Source organism: Marinobacter metalliresistant (genome assembly GCF_038098645.1).
Taxonomy (GTDB): domain Bacteria; phylum Pseudomonadota; class Gammaproteobacteria; order Pseudomonadales; family Oleiphilaceae; genus Marinobacter; species Marinobacter metalliresistant.
Map to the genome: position 1 here is coordinate 3,359,348 of NZ_CP101118.1, position 21,262 is coordinate 3,380,609.

Here is a 21,262-nt window from a genome sequence, read left to right on the forward strand (position 1 = left end):
CAGAGATTGTTACTTGCTGCTGACAAACTCCGGATAGGCTTCCATGCCACACTCGGACAGATCCACGCCTTCGTACTCGTCCTCTTCGCTCACCCGAATACCCATGACAGCCTTGAGGATGCCCCAGACAATCAGGCTGGCGACGAATACCCAGACGAATATGGTGATGGCGCCGATGATCTGGCCGCTGAAGCTGACATCACCGTTGGTGACTGGCACCAGAAGCAGACCCAGCAAGCCACAGGTACCGTGAACCGAGATGGCGCCCACCGGATCGTCGATGCGCAGCTTGTCCATGGTCACGATGCTCAGGACCACCAGGATACCGCCGAAGGCACCGAAGAGGGTCGCAGTCAGGGCGCTCGGAGTGGATGGCTCAGCCGTGATCACTACCAGGCCAGCCAGCGCGCCGTTCAGCAGCATGGTCAGATCAGCCTTGCCAAACATCAGGCGGGCGGTGATCAGGGCAGCAATTGCACCGCCGGCAGCGGCGGTATTGGTATTCAGGAACACCATGGCCACGGAGTTGGCGCTGGCGATATCGCCCAGCTTGAGAACCGAACCGCCGTTGAAGCCGAACCAGCCCATCCACAGGATGAAGGTACCGAGGGTCGCCATCGGCAGGTTGGCACCCGGGAAGGCGCGGATTTCACCGTTCGGGCCGTATTTGCCTTTACGGGCACCGAGAAGGATTACACCAGCCAATGCGGCTGCTGCACCCGCCATGTGAACGATGCCGGAGCCGGCGAAATCGCTGAAACCGAGATCGCCCAGGGTATACATGCCGAAGACAGACGCGCCGCCCCAGGTCCAGGCGCCTTCCATCGGGTAGATAAAGCCGGTCATGAACACTGCAAAGACCAGGAAGGCCCAGAGTTTCATGCGTTCGGCCACAGCACCGGAGACGATGGACATGGCTGTTGCGACAAACACAACCTGGAAGAAGAAGTCAGACGCGCCGGAGTAGATGGAGCCACCCTCGAAGCCGCCGTCCCGGCTGGCGAAGTCACCCAGAACAGCCGCAGTGTCAACGTCTGCGATTCCGGAAAGGAAAATGTTACCGCCGTACATGATGGCGTAACCACTAACCAGGTACATGATGCAGGCAATGGCAAACAGAGCCACGTTCTTGGTCAGGATTTCCGTGGTGTTCTTGGCACGCACCAGGCCGGATTCCAGCATGGCGAAGCCCGCTGCCATCCACATCACTAATGCACCGCACACCAGGAAATAAAAGGTGTCTATAGCATACTGCAGGTGAAAAAGATTGCTTTCCATATGAAGCCCTCCGCACGAGGCTTTTCAGGTTATAAATTTTTTTGCGTTGGCTGATCGAAAAAATCAGAGCTGGTTCAGACCGCTTCTTCGCCGGTTTCGCCGGTCCGGATCCGGATGGCCTGTTGCAGTTCGGTCACGAAGATCTTGCCGTCACCGATCTTGCCGGTGTTGGCTGCCTTGGTAATGGATTCGATGACCTGGTCCAGCAGATTGTCGCCAATGGCAACTTCCACTTTGACCTTGGGCAGGAAATCCACCACGTATTCCGCGCCACGGTAAAGTTCAGTGTGGCCTTTCTGCCGACCGAAGCCTTTGACTTCAGTGACGGTTACGCCTTGCACGCCAATCTCGGATAGTGCCTCACGGACATCATCCAGTTTGAAAGGCTTGATGATCGCTGTCACAAGTTTCATTGCTTTCTCCTTGGTAAAGCCGTCCCAACAGTGAGGGCCCGTCGGCCAGTTGTTGAGGTCGGGATGCTGCCACCTCGCACACCAATTGTGCGGATTGCGTACGAGGGCTTTAGCATCGGGTATGCCAACGCAAAAAAATACATTTAAAACAATAATCTACAATATGCGCGTACCAGAATGGCGCAAAGATCTGCACCAAAATGGAGCGGGTAGCCAGCCGATGAGTCAAATTGGAGCGGACTCACTGGCCGTTCGTCCATTATTATAAGGCCGACCGGGCACAGTATGGCAGGGGCTGCGGTGTGATACACTCCCGCAAACCGGTGAGAGCCCCTCTCTTTTAGTCGAAGCCGGACATTTCTGGAATCAGTGAGGTGATATGTGAAGGGTCCCCAGGATATTTTCGCCCAGTTACAGGGTCAGTTTGGTCAGTTCGTTCCCGATATGGCCCGCGCCGCCCGGGAGGATTTTGAAACCCAGGCCCGGGCAACAGTGATGTCGGTCCTTTCCCGTCTGGAGCTGGTAACCCGGGAAGAGTTTGATGCCCAACAGGCGGTGCTGCTGAAGACTCGTGAAAAGGTGGAGGCGCTCGAAAAACGGGTCGCCGAGCTGGAAAAATCCCTGCAGGAACAATAAACTCCGGATTAGCCCGGCAGGACGCCGGGCATGGTTTTCCGGTCACCATGGAAGGTTGTCATGCTAGCTATCGTTCATTCCCGCGCCATAATCGGCGTGTCTGCTCCCCCCGTTACGGTTGAAGTCCACCTCTCCGGGGGATTGCCCGCACTCTCGATTGTCGGCCTCCCTGAAACCGGCGTTCGCGAGAGTAAGGAGCGGGTTCGCAGCGCCCTTCTGAATGCGGGGTTCGACTTCCCCGCCCGCCGCATTACGATCAACCTTGCCCCCGCTGATCTGCCCAAGGAAGGCGGCCGGTTTGACCTGCCCATTGCCCTTGGGATTCTGGCGGCCTCGGGCCAGATTCCGGCGGAGAGTCTCGCCGATTGCGAGTTTCTCGGGGAGCTGTCCCTCGATGGTGCGCTGAGGCCTCTCAAGGGCGTGCTTCCGGCTGTGCTTGCTGCCCGGCAGGACCAGCGAGCCTTGCTGGTTCCCCATGGCAATGCCGGCGAGGCGGCCCTGGCCAGCCAGGGTGACGTGCTGGCGGCCGGCCACCTGTTGACCGTGTGTGAACACCTCAGCGGCCGGGCCAGGCTGGTTCCGGTGCCGAAATCACCATTGGAACGGGTGCCCGGCAACAACAGTGAGATACCGGACCTGTCCGATGTCCGCGGCCAACGGGTCCCTCGCAGGGCGCTCGAAGTTGCCGCCGCCGGCGGCCACAACCTGTTATTCTTCGGGCCGCCTGGCACCGGCAAGAGCATGCTGGCCAGCCGTCTGCCGGGTATTCTTCCGGCACTGACCGACGATGCGGCCATGGAAGTTGCCAGCGTTCACTCGGTTGCCGGGCTTGCCATGAGAGAGGGCGGGTGGCGCCAACCGCCGTTCCGGGCGCCCCACCACACAGCATCCGCGGTGGCCCTGGTCGGTGGCGGGAGCAGCCCGCGGCCTGGGGAAATCTCCCTCGCCCATCGCGGCGTACTTTTTCTGGATGAATTGCCAGAGTTTGAGCGTCGGGTTCTGGAAGTGCTTCGGGAACCCATGGAAACGGGGCACATCACGATCAGTCGGGCCGCGCGTCAGGTGAATTTTCCGGCTCGCTTTCAAGTCGTCGGTGCAATGAACCCATGCCCCTGCGGTTACAGTGGTCACCCGACCATTGAGTGTCAGTGCACACCGCAGCAGGTAATACGGTATCGGTCGAAGATCTCCGGGCCTCTGCTGGACCGGTTCGATCTCCATGTCGAAGTTCCGGTTCAGGGTGGCGGCGTACTGATGCAACAGGGCGGCGATGGCGAGACCAGTGCCACTGTCCGGGAACGGGTTATCGCTGCCAGGATGAAACAATCGGAACGGGGTTGCGTGAATGCTGCGCTGGCAGGGCGCGAACTGCATTCCGCTTGCCAACTGGACCGCCAGGGTGAGCAGTTGCTCTCCGGCGCCATGGAGAAGCTGGGGCTATCGGCCCGGGCATTGCACCGGATATTGCGGGTGGCTCGCACTCTCGCAGACCTTGAGGGCTGTGACGAGCTCCACCAGGGCCACCTGGTTGAAGCGCTCGGCTACCGGCAACTGGATCGTCAACAGGGGCGCAATTCGGTGGTATCCGCCTGAACCTTGTCACTCTGGTAAACTGTAGCCAAAGCCCATTAAACAAGACCCGCTGCCCGCGGTTAAGGATTGCAGATGACTAACCAGAAAGAGCCGCAAGATCCGAAAGACACTGCCACGGAATCACCGGTAACAACCCGCCGTGGTGTGCGTAGCTTTGTCCTGCGCCAGGGCCGCATGACCGAAGGTCAGAAAAAGGCGTTTGAGCGCAGCTGGCTGAAATATGGTCTCACCCGGGAAGACGGAATGATCGATCCGCGCCAGGTGTTTGGCCGGGATGCCATGCTGAACCTGGAAATCGGGTTTGGCATGGGCAAGTCACTGGCGGAGATGGCGGAAGCTGCCCCGGAGCAGGACTTCATCGGTGTCGAGGTGCACCAGCCAGGTGTGGGTGCTCTGCTCAAGGAGATTGAGGATCGCGGCCTGAAAAATGTCCGGATCTACAGTATCGACGCCAATGACGTGATTGATCTGTGCCTGCCGGATGCCTGTCTGGATCGGGTGATGGTGTTCTTCCCGGATCCCTGGCACAAGAAAAAGCATCACAAGCGCCGGCTGATCCAGCATGAGTTTGTCCAGCGCGTTCGTCACAAACTCCGCGTGGGCGGTATTCTCCATCTGGCGACAGACTGGGAGAACTACGCGGAACACATGATGGAAGTAATGAATGAATCCGAAGGGTTTGCCAACGCCCAGGAATCCGGAGGATATTCACCACGACCGGAAGATCGTCCGATTACCAAGTTTGAAAAGCGGGGCGAAAATCTTGGGCACGGAGTATGGGATCTGTTGTTTTATCGAACCAACTAGTAGTCGGTGATCCCCTGCGGGAATGTTCGGGGGCGGGCTTCAGTGGTGCGCCAGCGGATGGCGCCGCGAGGCCCGGAGAATGACCAGCCCGGCCATACCCAGGGTCAGCGCGGTAAATTTGACCAGGGCGCAGAGGGTTGCCGAAAGGCTCATCGCATCGGTGGGCGGACTGAAATTGTTCAGCAGCAGGATGTTCTCGGCGACATCACTGAGGCCGGCCGTTACGAATAGTGCCCGGACCCATCTGGCCACCATGCGCTCACGGATTCCGGGGCGGTCCCGGGTGAAGTGATGGGTCAGGAGGATGAGGGCGATGGTGTAGGCGGGAATAAACAGGAAATCCAGCCACAAGGAAACTTTGGCCCAGACTACGCCCTCACTGCGCCAGCTGCGAATGATGGCGTGCGCCTGATCCGCCGTGCCGGCGAGCTGGTAACTGACGATACCCTGGGGGGCGGAAGCGGACTGCAACGGCTGATTGATCAGCAACAGGGCAAACAGCAACACCGCAGCCACGGCCAGGCTGACTTTCAGGTCTTTTGGAAAGGCTGCCAATCCGTGTGCAGGGTCCATTACAGAAAACGCTCCAACAGGCTGTTAAGGTATCTCTGGCCCAGGGTTGTGGCCTGCAGCCGGTCTTCAACCAGCAGTTTCTCATCGCGTGCTGTTTTTAGTTTTACCCCAACTGACGACAGGGGTAAACCCGTTCGCTCGCAAAAAAGGCGTTCGCTCACCCCCTCTGTGAGCCGCAGGGCGTTCATCAGGAATTCCAGGGGCAGGTCTTCGGGAGCAATGATGTCACTGCCTGCCGTCCGGCTACCAATCCGGTTCAGGTAAGCTTCGGGCTGGCGGGTTTTCCAGTATCGCCGGATGCTGCCATTGGCCAGGCTGATCTTGCCATGGGCTCCGGCACCAAGCGCCAGGTAATCACCAAAGGTCCAGTAATTCAGATTGTGGCGTGACGCCCTGCCGCCCCGACTCCAGGCCGAAACCTCGTAATCCCGAAAACCCTGCTGCTGCAGAAATTGGGCGCCCTGACGATAGATGTCCCAGAGGTGATCGTCGTCCGGCAAATCCGGTGGCCGGCTGTAGAATTCGGTATTCGGCTCCAGGGTCAGTTGATACCAGGACAGATGCGGAGGCTGGTAATCGAGAGCGGTCCTGAGATCCTCCAGTGCCTGCTCCGGCGTCTGGCCTGGTAATCCGTGCATCAGGTCTATGTTGACGTTGTCGAACCCTGCCTGACGGGCGGCACTAATGGCGCAGTGGGCGGCTTCGCTGTCGTGGATTCGCCCCAGTGCTTTCAGGTGGCTGGAGTTGAAACTCTGAACCCCGATGGACAACCGGTTGATACCGGCTTTCCGAAAGGCCTCGAAGCGGCCGGTTTCCAGTGTTCCCGGATTGGCTTCCAGGGTGATTTCCGCATCGGGGGCGATGTTGAGTCTTGCCCGCAAGTGGGCGAGCAGCCGGTTATAGAAATCACCACTCATCAGTGACGGTGTGCCACCGCCGATAAAGATGGTTTCTATGGGGCGTCCGGAGACCAAGGCCAGGTCCTGGTCGAGGTCTTCAGCCAGGGCATCAAGGTAGGCGGATTCCGGAATGGCGCCTCCTGTAGTGGTAGTGGCGTAAGTGGCGTGAGAAGCGTGGATGGCGTGGGAGTTGAAGTCGCAGTATGGGCACTTGCGCACGCACCAGGGCACATGGATATACAGGCTCAGCGGCGGGCAAACCGCCACCGGTTGGTAACTGTCGACCGGCCCATGGCTATCCACCGGTTCAGGACTGCGCACCAGCTAAGGACTCCGCCCTGAGCTGTTCTGCCAGAATTCTCAGGGCCCGGCCCCGATGGCTGATGCGGCTTTTCTCGGTGCGGGACAATTCCGCCGCGCTGCAACCCTGTTCCGGAGCCAGGAACACCGGATCATAGCCAAAACCGCCGTCGCCACTGGGTACCCGGAGTATTGACCCGGGCCAGCGACCATGGCAAATCACCGGGGTCGGGTCATCGGCGTGGCGAAGGTATACCAGCACGCAGTGGAACTGCGCTCCCCGCTGCTCATCCGGGATGTCGGCCATGGCTTCGAGCAGCGCGTTTATGTTGTCCTGGTCGGTGGCGTTTTCGCCGGCAAAGCGGGCAGAGCGAACACCGGGCTGGCCCCCGAGGGCATCAACGGCCAATCCGCTATCGTCCGCCAGGGCGGGCAGTCCGGTTGCCCTTGCTGCGTGCCGGGCCTTGAGAATCGCATTCTCGACAAACGTAACGGCGGGTTCCCCGGCCTCATCCACGCCAAGCTGTCCCTGGGCAACCGGGGTCATGCCCAGGGGCGCCAGCATCCCGGCCAGTTCGGCAATTTTGCCTTTGTTGTTACTGGCGATAACCAGGTTTTCGGTCATAACGGGCTCAATCGTTGAACAGTGTGTGGGCAAACCGTACCGCCAGATCCTGCTGATGGCCGGTGGGGCGAGCGGTGATGTTGAAGGTCATCAGCTCACCGGACGGGTACTGGTACTCGGCGATGAAATAGACGGAATCACCTTCCTGAATCCGGCGGAACGCCAGAAATCGCACCTGCTGGACATCGTTGGCCACCTTGCCCTCCACCTGGCCGCTCACCGGAGACATGGAGCCGTCCTCGTTTTCCTCCATGATGGCAATGTTGACGATGCCAATGCCCTTGCTGCGCTGAAGGTTGTTGGCTTTGGCAATCTCCGGGGCCAGAAAAGTGCTGGGAAAAACGCTCCAGAGTACGGTGTAGTCACCGAAGTTTTTTGAACCCGCATGGACCTGAGCGCTGAACAGGCCAATGAGTGTGACAACCAGGAGGTTGCGCAGAAGGCTGCGGCATGTGGAAACGGTTTTTTCGATCATTGTTCGGTCTCCCGTGTAATTCGGTAAATGGCAATCTCGCCCAGCAGGTTTGGCCACAGGCGAGCCAGCCAGCTGTTCTGGTGCTGGCCGTCCACCACCCGCCGGCTTTTGATTTTAATGCCTTTCTGTCGGCACAGGGCTTCAAAATCCTTGAAGGTGCACAGCCGTATGTTGGGCGTGTTATACCATTTATACGGCAGTGCCTCGGATTCGGGCATACGCCCGCTCAGGGTCAGTCCCCAGCGCAGGCGCCAGTGGGCAAAGTTCGGAAAGGTGACAATACCCTCGCTGCCGACCCGCAGCATTTCATCCAGAACCTTGTCTGGCCTGCGCACGGCCTGCAGCGCCTGGGTCATCAGAACAATATCGAAGCTTCCGTCATCAAAGTTGCCCAGCCCCTGGGTGTCCAGGTTCTGTTCGATGACCGCCACGCCCCTGCCCATGCAGGTTGTGATGTGGTCCGGGTTGATCTCCAGGCCAAAGCCGCTGGCGCCTCGCTCCCGGTGAAGGAAGTCGAGCAGGGTGCCATCACCACAGCCCAGATCAAGCACATGGTGGCCGGGCTGAACCCATTGCTGGATGATGTTGAGATCCGGTCTCATGCACCAACCTCCCTTGCGACGCGGTCCATGTAGGCGTTGAAAATATCAGTATACCGTGGCGTGGGAATCAAAAAGGCATCGTGCCCCCAGGGTGCGTCCACTTCAGCGTAGCTGACTTTGCGCCTGGCCGCGATCATGGCGTTAACCATCTCTTCCGAGCGGGCCGGAGTGAAGCGCCAGTCAGTACTGAAGGAAAGGACCAAGTATTCGCAGGTGGCGGCAGCGAGGGCCTTGGACAGATCGCCGCCGAACTCATAGGCCGGATCAAAGTAATCCAGTGCCCGGGTCATCAACAGGTAGGTGTTGGCGTCGAAGGATTCGGAGAATCGCTCGCCCTGGTAACGCAGGTAGCTTTCCACCTGGAATTCGGCGTCGTAGCCGAACTTATAGGCCTGGTCCCTCAGTTCGCGGCCAAACTTCTCGCCCATGGAGGCATCGGACAGATAGGTGATGTGCCCGACCATACGCGCCAGCATAAGGCCCCGGCGGGGTACGGTATCGAAGTCGTAATAGCGGCCGTCATGGAATTCCCGGTCTGAGGTGATGGCCTGGCGCGCCACCTCGTTAAAGGCAATATTCTGGGCCGTCAGCCGGGGTGTGGAGGCAATAACCACCGCATGCCGCAGGCGGCCCGGGTAGTCCAGGCTCCACTGCATTGCCTGCATGCCGCCCAGGGACCCCCCGACCACGGCGGCCCAGCAATCAATGCCGAGCCGGTCCGCCAGCAGGGCCTGGCTTTTTACCCAGTCGCCGACGGTAATGACCGGAAACTCCGGCCCGTAAGGTTTGCCGGTCGCGGGGTTGGTGCTGATCGGGCCGGTGCTGCCGTGGCAGCCTCCGAGGTTGTTCAGGCTGACGACAAAAAAACGGTCGGTATCGATGGGTTTTCCCGGCCCGATGCAGCTGTCCCACCAGCCCGGCTTGCGGTCTTCGGCGGAATGATAGCCGGCGGCGTGGTGATGCCCGCTCAATGCGTGGCAGATGAGCACGGCGTTGCTCGCATCCGCGTTCAGTTTGCCGTAAGTCTCGACCACCAGGTTATAATTTTCCAGGGTCTGGCCACAGGCCAGATCAATGGGAGCGTCGAAATGATAGGTCTGCGGGGTGACTATCCCAACAGAATCCGCAGGCAGGGAATCGGGCATCGGCGCGAGAGGTTCCTGGTTCGATCCGTAAGTGTCTGGAACGGCAACGGCAAAGCCATCGCCAGCCCAGCAGTTTAAAGCCGGGGCGTGATGGCTGCAACCGCCTGCATGGTCGCTGTGGCGGGGCTTACACAGCCCCGGAGATGTTTACCACTTTCTGCTGGATCAGGGTAGGGGCCGGCTTGCGGATCTGGCGCTGCATGGCATCGGCCAGTTCCAGTTGTCGGCGGAGGTCGGTGATGGCGTGATTCAGGCGCTGACGCTCGGCCCGGCTGTCCCGGTCATTGCGGACCATGTCGCGCAGGCGCCGGATCTGGTGTTCCAGCAACTGCTTCTGTTCCATTGAGAATTGCATAATGGGCAGCAATGCTTCCGATGGCCAGCGCTCGACGTCTTTGCGCACCCGGGCGTGCAGGGTGCGGGCTTCACCGACCATGACATTGAAGAAGCGGCGAACCAGGACGGATTGCTCGGTCAGCAGGTTTTTCGGGCTGCTGCGGAAGCGGCGGGCCTTTTTCCGCAGTTCGCGGATGGCAATGACGTGGCGGCCGGCCCGCAGAGGTATGGGTTCCAGGTGGCGGGCACGGTTATCCTCGTTGTAGCGGCGGTATATGGCGCCCACCATTTTCTCGGCCAGATGACCTTCGCTCAGCAGGTTGGTCAGATCACTCTCAAGCAGCTCAAAGAACTGATCCATGGCGCGGTTCATGCCGGCTGTGGTCCAGCTTTTCGACATGTTATCGCGGACTCGCTCGGCGTGGCCCTCAAGGCGCTCCTCGCTAACCAGCTTTTTCAGCAGGTTACCCTGGGAGTCCATCAGGCGCCGGCTGGAGCGCAGGGTGATCAGCTTCTTGTAGTAGTAGTCGTAGTCTTTCTGGGCCCGCTCGGCCAGCCGGCCCAATGCCGCTTTGTCCATGGTCGCGCCGGCACAGGCCTGGAGTTCCTCTTCCAGGGATTCCAGGCGATATTGCATGGCTGCCTGACTGTTCTGCAGCATGCCCATAAGATCGTTGATCAGGCTTTGGGTGATCAGCTGCTCCTTGTGCATCAGGATGCGCTGTATAATCAGTTGTTCGAGCTGACCAATATTGGAGCGGTCGAAAAGTTCACTGTTCCGCCTGACTCTTGCCATCAGGCCCTGTTTGGCGGAGACGGGGATGACGTCATGCTGGCGCATGCCCAGATGGTCGGCGGTATAGCTGCGCACCCGCCCGATGGCTTCCTGAGTGTGGCGCTCACCCTGCAGGTCGTCCCAGAGCACATCGATTTTGTTCAGAACGGCAAAGCGGCCGGCACGATGGTCTGCGTGCTGGGTGTCGATATGCTCTTTCCAGATGGTCATGTCACTGGCGGTTACGCCGGTGTCGGCGCTGAGCACGAAGATTATGGCATGGGCCCGGGGCAGCATGCTGATGGTCAGTTCGGGCTCGGAACCCAGGGCGTTCAGCCCCGGGGTGTCGAGTATGCGGAGCCCGCGCTCGAACAGCGGGTGTCGGATGCTGATCTGGGCGTTACGCCATGCCGGCACCTGAACATTGCCCGGGTTGTTGCGGTCATGCTCCAGCATATTCTCGTCAAACCCAAGGCTTCGGGCCTCTTCCGGCGGCACGCTCTTGACCCGGGCCACCTCGGCCAGTACTTCGCGCATGATTTCGGGGTCGCGCTCGTCCAGTTCGTGCTTGACCCAACGTTCCGGCTGTTTGCGCAGTTGTTGCAGGGACAGATCGCCGTTTCGGGTTTCAATCGGCAACAGAAGCAGATAATTCTCGTTGGCGCTACGATCGAAAAACAGCTCGGTGGGACACATGGTGGTGCGCCCGGCCTGGGACGGCAGCATACGTTGGCCGTATTCCGAGAAGAACAGGGCGTTAATCAGCTCGGTCTTGCCGCGGGAGTACTCTCCGACAAACGCAATGGTCAGTTCGTCCTCAATAAGCAATTCGAGCCCGTGGCGAATGCGGATGCTGATATCGTCGGAAAACAGATTGTTATCCTGCAGCCATAACCGGTAGCGGCCAATCTGGCGGATCAGCTCTTTTTTCCAGTTGTGGTAAGCCTCTACCTGCTGCGACAGAGTTCCCTGTGGGTTCATCGGATTTTCCTTCTGCGCGACTTCCGGGTATCCCGGGCAAAACGGGGTGCTCACGGGTGACGGATTAATTACCGGTAATACTATCCTGTCCCGGTAATGTTTGCGGCTGGGCTGCGGGGGTCAAATTGGGTGAGTTGAAAGAGTAATCATAAAAAAGGCTGCAAAATCAGAATCCTGAGCCTGCAGCCAAGCAATAATCGTTTTCGTCGCTAAGTGTTACAAAATGTATATTTGAGACGCGGTTTACAGTCCGAGTCCGATGGATCCCAGCCCTGCTGCCACTTTCATATGTCCAATGACCACCGAAATGACATTCAGAATCAGGAAGACAATGATCGGTGACAGATCCAGGCCGCCCATGGAGGGTATGATGCTACGCACCGGGCGCATCACCGGTTCGGTGATCTGGGCAACCAGCTGAATCGCCGGATGGCCGCTGCCGGGCGCTATCCAACTGACAACCACGACGGCAATGACTGACCAGAAGTAGATCTTCACGATCAGATCCAGCACGTTCAGTACCGCCCAGACCAACAGGGTGAGCGGGTTCATGGCGGGAATACCGCCGTTCAGGGCGATCAGAATCAGGAAGAGGGTGATGGCCTGGATAATGACCGCCAGAACCAAAGCGGCACCGTCAATTCCGCCCCACCCTGGGATAAAGCGCCGGAGTGGCCGTAGCAGGGGGTTGGTGGCCTTGACCGCAAACTGGGTGATCGGGTTGTAGAAATCCGCCCTGGCCAGCTGAAGCAGGAACCGCAACAGGACAATGGTCAGATAAAAGGTGGATGCGATCAGCAGGATGGTAATCAGAATGTCTGCCAGCATGAAGCCGTGTCTCCGTTATCGGTTACTGTTTGCCAGCCAGTTCTTTGGCCATTTCTTCCGAGCGCTTGAACGCCGCGTTGTAGGCCTTGCGGACCAGATCCCGCATACCGCCCGCTTCAAAGGTATTGATGGCCTGCTCCGTGGTGCCTCCGGGCGACATCACATTACGCTTGAGCTGGCCGGGATCGTGTTCACTGCGGGCGGCCATCTCGGCAGCCCCTGCCATGGTCTGGATGGCCAGTTCCCGGGCGGTGCCAGCGGCGATGCCGGCTTCCGTCGCCACTTCCTCGAGTGCTTCGAGCATCAGGAAGAAATAGGCCGGCCCGCTGCCGGAAAGGGCGGTAACGCCATGCAGAAGGTTTTCGTCGTCGACCCACAGCGCTGACCCGATGCTCTCGAACACCGACTCCACCATCTTCTTCTGGTTGTCTTTTACGTCCTTGTTGGCAAAGAGGCCGGCAGCCCCTTTGCCGACCAGAGACGGCGTGTTGGGCATCACCCTGACCAGGGGCAACCCGCCACCGAGCCAGCCATCCAGCGTGTCAACAGTCAGGCCGGCGGCAATGGAAACCATCAGTGGTCGGGTGTTCTGCACCACCGGAGCAATATCGCGACAGACATCGGCCATCACCTGGGGTTTGACCGCGAGTACCACCATGTCAGCCTGTTGGGCGCAGTAGCGATTGTCGGTGGTGACGCTCACGCCGAAACGCTTGCGGATGGATTGCAGGTGCGCGTCATCCGGTGCGCTGACCCAGATGTCGCCGGCCTTGTAGCCGTTGTCCAGCATACCGCCAATGATGGCGCTGGCCATGTTGCCGGCGCCAATAAAAGAAATGGTTGGTGATGTGCTCAAGGTTCACTCCCCGGTTGATCGGTTAAACGTCTGGACCTGATGATAGCAGGAACCGGCCGCTTCAGCTCTTTGCTGGCCGCTTGCCAAACAGTGCAGTGCCCACTCTCACCCAGGTGGCCCCTTCGGCAATGGCAATGTCCAGGTCGCCGGACATGCCCATGGACAGTGTGTCCAGGGGGCCTGCGTCTGGATAATCCGTTTTCAGTTGCTTCAGGGTGTTGGCCAGTTTCCGGAAGCTGGTCCTCAGCTCTGCCTCGGGCTGGTCCGGGTCCGGAATGGCCATCAGGCCTCTCAATTTCAGGTTCGGTAACTCGCCGATGGCGGCCACCAGTTCCGGAAGCTCCGTAATTCTGCTACCTGATTTGCTGTCTTCCTCATTAATATTGACCTGAAGGCAGATATTCAATGGTGGCATACCCGGGTCTCGTTGCTCACTGAGTCGACGGGCAATCTTGAGGCGATCGACACTGTGGACCCAGGAAAAGGCAGACGCAATTTGTCGGGTCTTGTTGGATTGTACCGGGCCGATGAAATGCCACTCGATGCCGTCGAGATCCGCCAGCGCTTCGATCTTCGCCAGGGCTTCCTGAAGGTAACTCTCACCGAACGCGCGCTGCCCCGCGGCGTAGGCCTCATGCAGATCGTCAGGCGGTCGCGCCTTGCTCACGGCGAGCAGCTGCACGGCTCCCGGCTCGCGGCCCGCCTGCAATGTTGCTTTTTGTATGCGTCGGGTTACGCTCCCGATGTTGTCTGCTATGCTGCTCATAGTGTGAAAATGCCATGTCCGGTCTGTCACTTGTACGATGACACGTTACCCGCAGGTCACTGAAATGCCAAGTGAACCACGCCGGGGCCTCGCCGGGCGCATGCGACCGGGATAAAAGAAAAAGCCTTCCGAGGATTCCTATGGATATTACTGAACTGCTTGCCTTTTCGGCCAAACAGGGTGCGTCTGACTTGCACCTGTCTGCCGGCCTGCCACCGATGATTCGTGTTGATGGGGACGTTCGCCGCATCAACCTGCCGCCCATGGAGCACAAAGAAGTCCACGGGCTGATCTACGACATCATGAACGACAAGCAGCGCAAGGACTACGAAGAATTCCTGGAAACCGACTTTTCCTTTGAAGTGCCGGGTGTGGCCCGTTTCCGTGTCAACGCCTTCAACCAGAACCGCGGTGCCGGTGCGGTGTTCCGGACTATCCCCTCCAAGGTTCTGACCATGGAAGATCTGGGCATGGGCCAGGTCTTCAAGGATGTGTCTTCGGTGCCCCGCGGGCTTGTGCTGGTGACCGGCCCGACCGGTTCCGGTAAGTCCACCACGCTGGCCGCAATGATCGACTACATCAACGATACCCGTTACGAGCACGTCCTCACCATTGAGGACCCTATCGAATTCGTGCATGACTCCAAGAAATGTCTGGTGAACCAGCGGGAAGTGCACCGGGATACCCTGGGCTTCAACGAAGCGCTGCGTTCGGCACTGCGGGAAGACCCGGACATTATCCTGGTAGGTGAGCTCCGGGATCTGGAGACCATTCGCCTGGCCCTCACCGCCGCGGAAACCGGCCACCTGGTGTTCGGCACCCTGCACACCACCTCTGCAGCCAAGACCATCGACCGGGTGGTGGATGTGTTCCCGGCCGAGGAAAAGTCCATGGTGCGTTCGATGTTGTCGGAATCCCTGCAGGCGGTTATTTCCCAGACCCTGATGAAAAAGATGGGTGGCGGCCGGATTGCGGCACACGAGATCATGATTGGTACGTCGGCAATCCGTAACCTGATCCGTGAGGACAAAATCGCCCAGATGTATTCCTCGATCCAGACCGGTGGTTCCCTGGGCATGCAGACACTGGATCAGTGTCTGGAGCGGTTGTTGCAGAAAGGGCTGATATCCCGCGAAGCGGCGCGGGCCAAGGCGAAGATGCCGGATAACTTTTAACAATGGTGCTCCCGGGGCTGGAGTTTGGGTGCCGGGAGCCGCGGGGTAATCCAGCCGGACTCCCCGAATTGAGTTTGAGGGGTGGGGCGGGTACTGCTTCCCGGGACTGTCTGCAGCATGGATGCTGCAGTCAAGCTTACATGGATGTATTCACAGCGTGTCCCGGGAAGCAGTACCCGCCCCACCCAGGCACCAAATAATGAAGACTGGGTAGAAAAATGGAATTCGAAAAACTGTTACGGCTGATGGTGGAAAAGGGCGGTTCGGACCTGTTTATTACCGCGGGTGTGCCGCCGAGCATGAAGGTGAACGGGAAAGTGCTGCCGGTCACCAAGAACGCGCTGACGCCGGAGCAGACGAGGGAATTTGTCTACGGCTCGATGAACGAGAAACAGCGCGCCGAGTTTGAGGAAACCCACGAATGTAACTTTGCGATCAGCGCCCGGGGCATTGGCCGTTTCCGGGTCAGCGCCTTCTTCCAGCGTAACCTGTGCGGCATGGTATTGCGCCGGATTGAGGTGAAGATCCCCCAGATTGACGACCTTGCCCTGCCGGGGGTGATCAAGGATCTGGCCATGACCAAGCGGGGCCTGATCATGTTTGTGGGTGCCACCGGTACCGGCAAGTCCACCTCGCTGGCGGCCATGCTGGGGCACCGTAACCGCAACAGCCGTGGCCACATTATCTCCATCGAGGATCCGATCGAATTCGTACACCAGCACCAGGGCTGTATCGTGACCCAGCGGGAAGTGGGGATTGATACCGAAAGCTTCGAAGTGGCTCTGAAGAATACCCTGCGTCAGGCGCCGGACGTTATTCTGATTGGTGAGGTGCGTACCCGCCAGACCATGGAATACTCGGTGCAGTTTGCCGAAACCGGCCACCTGTGCCTGGCAACATTGCACGCCAACAACGCCAACCAGGCGCTGGACCGGATCATTCAGTTTTTCCCGCCGGAACAGCATAACCAGATCTGGATGGACCTGTCCCTGAACCTCAGGGCCATTGTGGCACAACAGCTCATTCCCACACCCGATGGTAAAGGGCGTAAGGCGGTTATCGAGGTGCTGATCAATACCCCGCTGGTGGCGGACCTGATCCGTAAGGGCGAGGTGCATCGCCTGAAGGAGCTGATGGCCAAGTCCAACGAATCCGGTATGCAAACCTTCGATCAGGCGCTTTACCAGCTATACTCCGAAGGGTCGATTACCTACGAAGACGCTCTGGCTCATGCCGACTCCGCCAATGATCTGCGCCTGATGATTAAACTGGGTGCCGATGCCCAGGGGGCGGATAAATTGTCGTCTTCGGTGGACAGGCTCTCGATTCAGGACGACTAGAACTCGCTGCCCTCTCAGACTTTGGTCGTAGGTAGTTGGGGGCTGAACCGTTAGGGATGGCATTTGAAGCTGGTCGGTTCCGCCGCGTATACTTCGCGCGACAGAACAAGGAGAGACCATGCACAACAATTCCTCAATGCTTGCGCGAGCAATACAGCTGACCACTCTTGCGGCAATTGCCGCACCTGCGGGCGCCCTGGCGGGGGGCTTTTCCCTGAACGAGCAGAGCGCCAGTGCCATGGGCACAGCCAATGCCGGTGCCGCCGCCAATCCCGAGAACGCCACCACGGCTCTGTTTAATCCCGCCGGTATGAGCCAGTTGTCCGGCACCAATATATCTTTTGGTGCGGCGGTTCTGGATATTGATGCCGAGGCGCGGCAGTCATCTCTCTCAGCGGTTCGTCGGAACCCGGCAGTTCCCGTTCAGCCGGCGACTGGGGGTGGTGATATCGCTGATCCGGCTGTTCTGCCTAACTTTTACCTGACTCATGAAGTCAGTGACCGCGTTGACGTTGGCTTCGGTATCCATGCGCCCTACGGGCTGGCAGCGGATTACGAGGACGACTTTGCGGGTCGCTTCTTTGCCGATAAGACCGAGCTGACGGCCATTGCCTTCACTCCGTCGATCTCCGTGAACAACGGTAATGGCCTGTCCGTGGGCGCCGGCATCAACCTGATTTACGCGGAGGGCCGTCTCAGCCGGTATCAGGACCTGAGCGCTGTTGCCGGCCCGGCTGCCCTGGCTCTGGATGAACCTTATGCCGATATCGAAGGCGATGATATAGCCGCTACATTCCGGGTTGGTGTCCTTTATGAGCTGTCCGGGATGACCCAGATCGGCCTGAGTGTCCAGACGGGCACCGATCTCGATCTGGACGGCGACGCGACCATCTCCGATTTCCCGGTACTTTCCTCGCCCGGTCAGACCACAACACTGACAGAAAAGGTCCGGGTTCCGCTGGCCATTCCCGGGAGTGCAACGCTTGGTCTGCGGCATCGCTTTAACGACTCGTTTACCCTGCTGGCGGGTGCTACCTATGCCAGGTGGAGCCGGTTCGAAGAACTCGATATCTACAGCCGGGAGGGGCAGAGTGGTGAGGTATCCCAGGCAACCGGACGTCAGCCCGGCCAGCCGATCACGCACATCACCGAAAAGTGGCAGGATACCTGGCAACTTAACCTTGGCGGCATATGGCAGGTCACGCCCGACTGGGCACTGAAGGCCGGCTACGCCTGGGATGAGTCACCCGTGAACAAGCAATATGTGACTGCCCGCATACCTTCCCAGGGCCGCCACTGGCTGACACTGGGTGCCCAGTGGAAGGAGATTGCTGGCGGCTGGACCGTTGACGCAGCCATGGGAACGCTGTTGTTCTCCGGAGACGCCAAGGTGAATGATCGTGAGTATGGTCATGACAACCCGACTCAACCCGCCACGCCTGCCAACTACCAGGGCACCTATGATCTGAGTGCCTGGAGTGCGGCTCTGCAGGTTAGCAAAGCCTTCTAGCCCGCACTGATCAGCCAACCACCTGGCCACGGTAGATGACCTTTTTCTTCCGTGGCGGGTGGCTTTCTCCCTCGCCGTTTTCATTGGCCGTGACAGGTGGCGCGTCGGCGATCACCTGGCCGCGGTAGGTGCGCTTCAGGCCGTTGTCCTCTTCCTCGGGTTCAATGTTCAGTTGCGGAACCTGTTGCTTCAGGGTTTCCCAGGTCCGGATCAGATGGCTTGAGCGGGTTTTTCGGGCGTAATCCGCCAGTTGCTGTTCCAGATGCTCTTCCGTGAGATGCAGTTTGACGCCGAATTCTGAGTGAATCAGGCGCCGGCACTGGTGAACCAGTTTCAGCAGGCCGGGGTCCAGCAGCCAGCTACGTTCAGATGCCAGAGAAGTCATGGTTTGAGCCTCGGGAAAGTGTGTCACAACATGGCGTTGCCCCGGAACATCCGGCATGGGCAAGGCGCCGACCCTGGGGCCGGAAGCGAATTTCATGCCGTATCCGGGTGGGGCGGTGTCCGCCGCGCCCTGGCGTGAAACCCTGGCAGGAACAGGCGCCTTTGTGCTCTGAATCTCTGGCGCATTTCAGTGCATTGGCGGGCGTCCATGCCCTGTTTTGGGGTGGGTCAGTGGGCTTCGTCCCAGTTGTCGCCGGCCCCGGCCTCCACAAGCAGCGGTACATCCAGTTCTGCGGCTGCCGACATGCGTTTCACCAGTCCTTTACGGATTTTATCCAGGGCCGATTCCTTCACTTCCAGAATCAGTTCATCGTGAACCTGCATGGTCATCCGGGCTTCGTCGGCGTGCTCGGTGAGCAGCCAGTTCTCCACATCCACCATGGCCCGTTTGATAATGTCCGCTGCGGTGCCCTGCATGGGCGCGTTGATGGCCGTGCGCTCGGCAGCCTGTTGCAGCTGTTTGTTTCGGGCGTTGATTTCGGGCAGATACAGGCGGCGACCAAACAGGGTTTCCACAAAACCGTCCTCGTGGGCCTGTTTGCGGATGTTGTCCATGTATTTCAGTACCCCCGGGTAACGCTCGAAATAGCGGTCGATGTATTGCTGGGCCAGCTTGCGTTCCACATCCAGCTGCCGGGAGAGACCAAAGGCGGACATGCCGTAGATCAGGCCAAAGTTGATGGCCTTGGCGCTCCGGCGCTGGTCCGCCGATACCTCGTCCAGGTTTACACCGAAAACTTCGGCCGCGGTTGCCTTGTGAATGTCTTCCCCGTGTTCAAAGGCAGTGAGCAGTCCCTTGTCGCCGGACAGGTGAGCCATGATCCGCAGTTCGATCTGGGAATAATCCGCCGCGACCAGTTTGTACCCTTCCTGAGCGATAAACGCCTGACGTATCCGTCGTCCCTGCTCGCTGCGGATAGGGATATTCTGCAGGTTGGGCTCGGAGGAGGATAATCGTCCGGTCGCTGTGACGGCTTGATGGTAAGAGGTGTGCACACGGCCCGTCCGGTGGTGAATCAGCTCGGGCAGAGTATCGGTGTAGGTGGACTTGAGCTTGCTCAGGCTCCGGTGTTCGAGGATCAGCCGCGGCAGTTCATAGTCATGAGCGAGTTCCTGCAACACCGGCTCAGCGGTTGACGGTGCGCCCTTGGGGGTTTTCTTGACGACCGGTAAGCCCATTCTTTCGTAGAAAATGACCTGGAGTTGCTTGGTGGAGCCCAGATTAAAGGTCTCGCCTGCGACGTCGTGGGCTTCCTTTTCCAGTTCGGCCAGACGTTCGGCCAGCTCCTGGCTGTGCCGGCGCAGTGTACTCGCGCTGATCAGGGTTCCCCGCTGTTCCATACGCGAGAGCACTGGTACCAGGGGCAGGTCGATTTCCTTGTAAACGGATGCCAGTTTGCCGGTTTGCTTCAGCCTTGATCTCAGGGTCTGGTGCAGGCGCAGGGTGATGTCCGCATCCTCGGCGGCGTAGGGAGCGGCTTTCTCCAGCTCGATCTGGTTGAAAGTAAGCTGCCTGGCGCCCTTGCCGGCGATGGACTCGAAGCTGATGGTCTTTTCGCCCAGGTAGTGCATGGCGAGGCTGTCCATATCGTGGCGGGTGGCCACGGAATTCAGGACATAGGACTCAAGCATGGTGTCCTCGGCAATCCCCTCGAGGCAAATGCCGTGATTGGCCAGCACATTTTTGTCGTACTTCAGGTTCTGTCCGACTTTGGCCTGGCCCGGATCTTCAAGCAGTGGCTTGAGCTGTTCCAGTACCGCCTCACGGTCCAGCTGATCCGGAGCCCCCATGTAGTCGTGAGCCAGGGGCACATAAGCCGCTTCGCCCGGGGTGATGGCAAAGGAGACGCCAACTATCTCGGCGTCCATATAACGAAGGCTCGTGGTTTCGGTATCAAAGGCGAAAAGGTCGGCGGATTTGAGGCGCTGCAACCAGCGGTCAAGATCGCTCTGATCGGTAATAACGCTGTAGTTTTTACCGGCCTCGGGCGCCGGGTTTTCGCTGTAGTTTTTACCGGCCGGTGTTTGCGAGTCTTTATTGCTCTCCAGTTCAGCAATCCAGCTCCGGAATTCGTACTCCCGGAACAGTTCCAGCAGCTGCTGGTCATCCTGTTCACGCAGCTCCAGATCTTCCAGGCCAAAGTCCAGCTCCACATCGGTGCGGATGGTGGCCAGTTCGCGGCTCAGGGGGAGGGTTTCAGTGGCTTCCCGGAGGTACTCACCAATCTTGCCTCTGATCTCATCGGCATGCTCAATCAGATTGTCCAGATCTTCGTAGGTCTGCAGCCATTTCACCGCGGTTTTCGGTCCGCACTTGTTAACTCCCGGGATGTTGTCCACCTTGTCGCCCACCAGGGCCAGGTAGTCAACGATCTGCTCGGGGGTAACACCGAACTTTTCCACCACGCCCTCCCGGTCCATCCGGGTTTCGGTCATGGTGTTGATCAGCGTTACGTGGTCGCTGACCAGCTGCGCCATGTCCTTGTCGCCGGTTGAAACCACCACATCAATGCCCTTGCTGGTGGCTTCTTCGGCCAGTGTACCGATCACGTCGTCCGCTTCTACGCCGGTTACGGTCAGCAGGGGCAGGCCCATGGCCTTCACGATTTCGTGGATGGGTTCGATCTGGCAGGCCAGATCCTCAGGCATCGGCGGCCGGTTGGCCTTGTACTCTTCGTACAGGTCATGCCGGAAGGTTTTGCCCTTGGCGTCAAAGACCACCACCATCTTTGAGCCGGGGAAATCCTGCTCCAGGCGCCGGATCATGCTGATCACACCCTTGATCGCACCGGTGGGGTGGTCCTTGCTGGTGGTCAGCGGTGGAAGTGCATGATAAGCACGGAAAAGATAGGACGATCCGTCCACAAGAACCACTGGTGGTGTGTTTTCGCTGGTCATGTCAAAA

The 21,262-nt window shown here is 59.1% G+C and carries 20 protein-coding genes; 6 read left to right on the forward strand and 14 right to left on the reverse strand.

Annotated features, from left to right (window positions below; translation table 11 throughout):
- Positions 1–9: 9 nt before the first annotated feature.
- Both NLK58_RS15710 and glnK read right to left on the reverse strand, forming a co-directional pair.
- On the reverse strand, positions 10–1,278 hold the full coding sequence (locus tag NLK58_RS15710; RefSeq protein ID WP_117619387.1) for an ammonium transporter: 1,269 nt from the start codon (positions 1,276–1,278) through the stop codon (positions 10–12).
- Between the two features lie 74 nt (positions 1,279–1,352).
- Complete coding sequence (glnK, locus tag NLK58_RS15715; RefSeq protein WP_071264623.1) at positions 1,353–1,691, reverse strand: P-II family nitrogen regulator; 339 nt, start codon at positions 1,689–1,691, stop codon at positions 1,353–1,355.
- 381 nt (positions 1,692–2,072) lie between these two features.
- Here glnK and NLK58_RS15720 point away from each other — a divergent pair, with 381 nt between their 5' ends.
- The 3 genes from NLK58_RS15720 (at position 2,073) to trmB (ending at position 4,727) form a co-directional block, all read left to right on the forward strand.
- Positions 2,073–2,327, forward strand: a complete 255-nt coding sequence (locus NLK58_RS15720) for an accessory factor UbiK family protein (RefSeq protein ID WP_117619388.1) — start codon at positions 2,073–2,075, stop codon at positions 2,325–2,327.
- A 60-nt stretch (positions 2,328–2,387) separates the two neighbouring features.
- Positions 2,388–3,920 carry a YifB family Mg chelatase-like AAA ATPase gene (locus tag NLK58_RS15725; RefSeq protein ID WP_117620426.1) on the forward strand — a complete coding sequence of 511 codons (1,533 nt, stop codon included), beginning with the start codon at positions 2,388–2,390 and terminating at the stop codon, positions 3,918–3,920.
- A 72-nt stretch (positions 3,921–3,992) separates the two neighbouring features.
- Positions 3,993–4,727 carry a tRNA (guanosine(46)-N7)-methyltransferase TrmB gene (gene trmB, locus NLK58_RS15730; RefSeq protein WP_117619389.1) on the forward strand — a complete coding sequence of 245 codons (735 nt, stop codon included), beginning with the start codon at positions 3,993–3,995 and terminating at the stop codon, positions 4,725–4,727.
- 39 nt (positions 4,728–4,766) lie between these two features.
- Here trmB and NLK58_RS15735 read toward each other — a convergent pair whose 3' ends face one another.
- The 10 genes from NLK58_RS15735 to NLK58_RS15780 form a co-directional block, all read right to left on the reverse strand.
- On the reverse strand, positions 4,767–5,300 hold the full coding sequence (locus NLK58_RS15735; RefSeq protein WP_117619390.1) for a hypothetical protein: 534 nt from the start codon (positions 5,298–5,300) through the stop codon (positions 4,767–4,769).
- Positions 5,300–6,502 (reverse strand): radical SAM family heme chaperone HemW, encoded by a 1,203-nt coding sequence (gene hemW, locus NLK58_RS15740; RefSeq protein ID WP_117620427.1) that lies wholly within the window; start codon positions 6,500–6,502, stop codon positions 5,300–5,302. The genes NLK58_RS15735 and hemW overlap by 1 nt, the downstream gene beginning before the upstream one ends.
- Before the next feature lie 4 nt (positions 6,503–6,506).
- A complete protein-coding gene (gene rdgB, locus NLK58_RS15745) occupies positions 6,507–7,124 on the reverse strand; it encodes an RdgB/HAM1 family non-canonical purine NTP pyrophosphatase (RefSeq protein WP_117619391.1) in 618 nt (205 codons plus the stop codon).
- 7 nt (positions 7,125–7,131) lie between these two features.
- On the reverse strand, positions 7,132–7,599 hold the full coding sequence (locus NLK58_RS15750; RefSeq protein WP_117619392.1) for a DUF4426 domain-containing protein: 468 nt from the start codon (positions 7,597–7,599) through the stop codon (positions 7,132–7,134).
- Entirely contained in the window at positions 7,596–8,201 is a 606-nt protein-coding gene (gene metW, locus NLK58_RS15755) for a methionine biosynthesis protein MetW (RefSeq protein ID WP_117619393.1), read from the reverse strand. Before metW ends, NLK58_RS15750 begins: the two co-directional genes overlap by 4 nt.
- On the reverse strand, positions 8,198–9,346 hold the full coding sequence (locus NLK58_RS15760) for a homoserine O-acetyltransferase (RefSeq protein ID WP_341581262.1): 1,149 nt from the start codon (positions 9,344–9,346) through the stop codon (positions 8,198–8,200). Before NLK58_RS15760 ends, metW begins: the two co-directional genes overlap by 4 nt.
- A gap of 127 nt (positions 9,347–9,473) precedes the next feature.
- A complete protein-coding gene (locus NLK58_RS15765; protein WP_117619395.1) occupies positions 9,474–11,438 on the reverse strand; it encodes a dynamin family protein in 1,965 nt (654 codons plus the stop codon).
- A 243-nt stretch (positions 11,439–11,681) separates the two neighbouring features.
- On the reverse strand, positions 11,682–12,266 hold the full coding sequence (locus NLK58_RS15770; protein WP_117619396.1) for a YggT family protein: 585 nt from the start codon (positions 12,264–12,266) through the stop codon (positions 11,682–11,684).
- 22 nt (positions 12,267–12,288) lie between these two features.
- On the reverse strand, positions 12,289–13,122 hold the full coding sequence (gene proC / locus NLK58_RS15775) for a pyrroline-5-carboxylate reductase (protein ID WP_117619397.1): 834 nt from the start codon (positions 13,120–13,122) through the stop codon (positions 12,289–12,291).
- A 61-nt stretch (positions 13,123–13,183) separates the two neighbouring features.
- A complete protein-coding gene (locus NLK58_RS15780) occupies positions 13,184–13,888 on the reverse strand; it encodes a YggS family pyridoxal phosphate-dependent enzyme (RefSeq protein WP_117619398.1) in 705 nt (234 codons plus the stop codon).
- A 140-nt stretch (positions 13,889–14,028) separates the two neighbouring features.
- Between NLK58_RS15780 and NLK58_RS15785 the strand changes: the two genes are divergently transcribed.
- From NLK58_RS15785 to NLK58_RS15795, 3 genes are all read left to right on the forward strand, one after another.
- A complete protein-coding gene (locus NLK58_RS15785) occupies positions 14,029–15,063 on the forward strand; it encodes a type IV pilus twitching motility protein PilT (protein ID WP_008174189.1) in 1,035 nt (344 codons plus the stop codon).
- A gap of 218 nt (positions 15,064–15,281) precedes the next feature.
- Complete coding sequence (locus NLK58_RS15790) at positions 15,282–16,403, forward strand: PilT/PilU family type 4a pilus ATPase (RefSeq protein WP_117619399.1); 1,122 nt, start codon at positions 15,282–15,284, stop codon at positions 16,401–16,403.
- Between the two features lie 118 nt (positions 16,404–16,521).
- On the forward strand, positions 16,522–17,913 hold the full coding sequence (locus NLK58_RS15795; protein WP_341581263.1) for an outer membrane protein transport protein: 1,392 nt from the start codon (positions 16,522–16,524) through the stop codon (positions 17,911–17,913).
- Between the two features lie 10 nt (positions 17,914–17,923).
- On the opposite strand, the gene NLK58_RS15800 is transcribed toward NLK58_RS15795, so the two are convergent.
- Both NLK58_RS15800 and polA read right to left on the reverse strand, forming a co-directional pair.
- A complete protein-coding gene (locus NLK58_RS15800) occupies positions 17,924–18,394 on the reverse strand; it encodes a hypothetical protein (RefSeq protein ID WP_227539317.1) in 471 nt (156 codons plus the stop codon).
- Positions 18,395–18,525: 131 nt separating this feature from the next.
- Entirely contained in the window at positions 18,526–21,255 is a 2,730-nt protein-coding gene (gene polA, locus NLK58_RS15805) for a DNA polymerase I (protein WP_341581264.1), read from the reverse strand.
- Positions 21,256–21,262 lie beyond the last annotated feature (7 nt).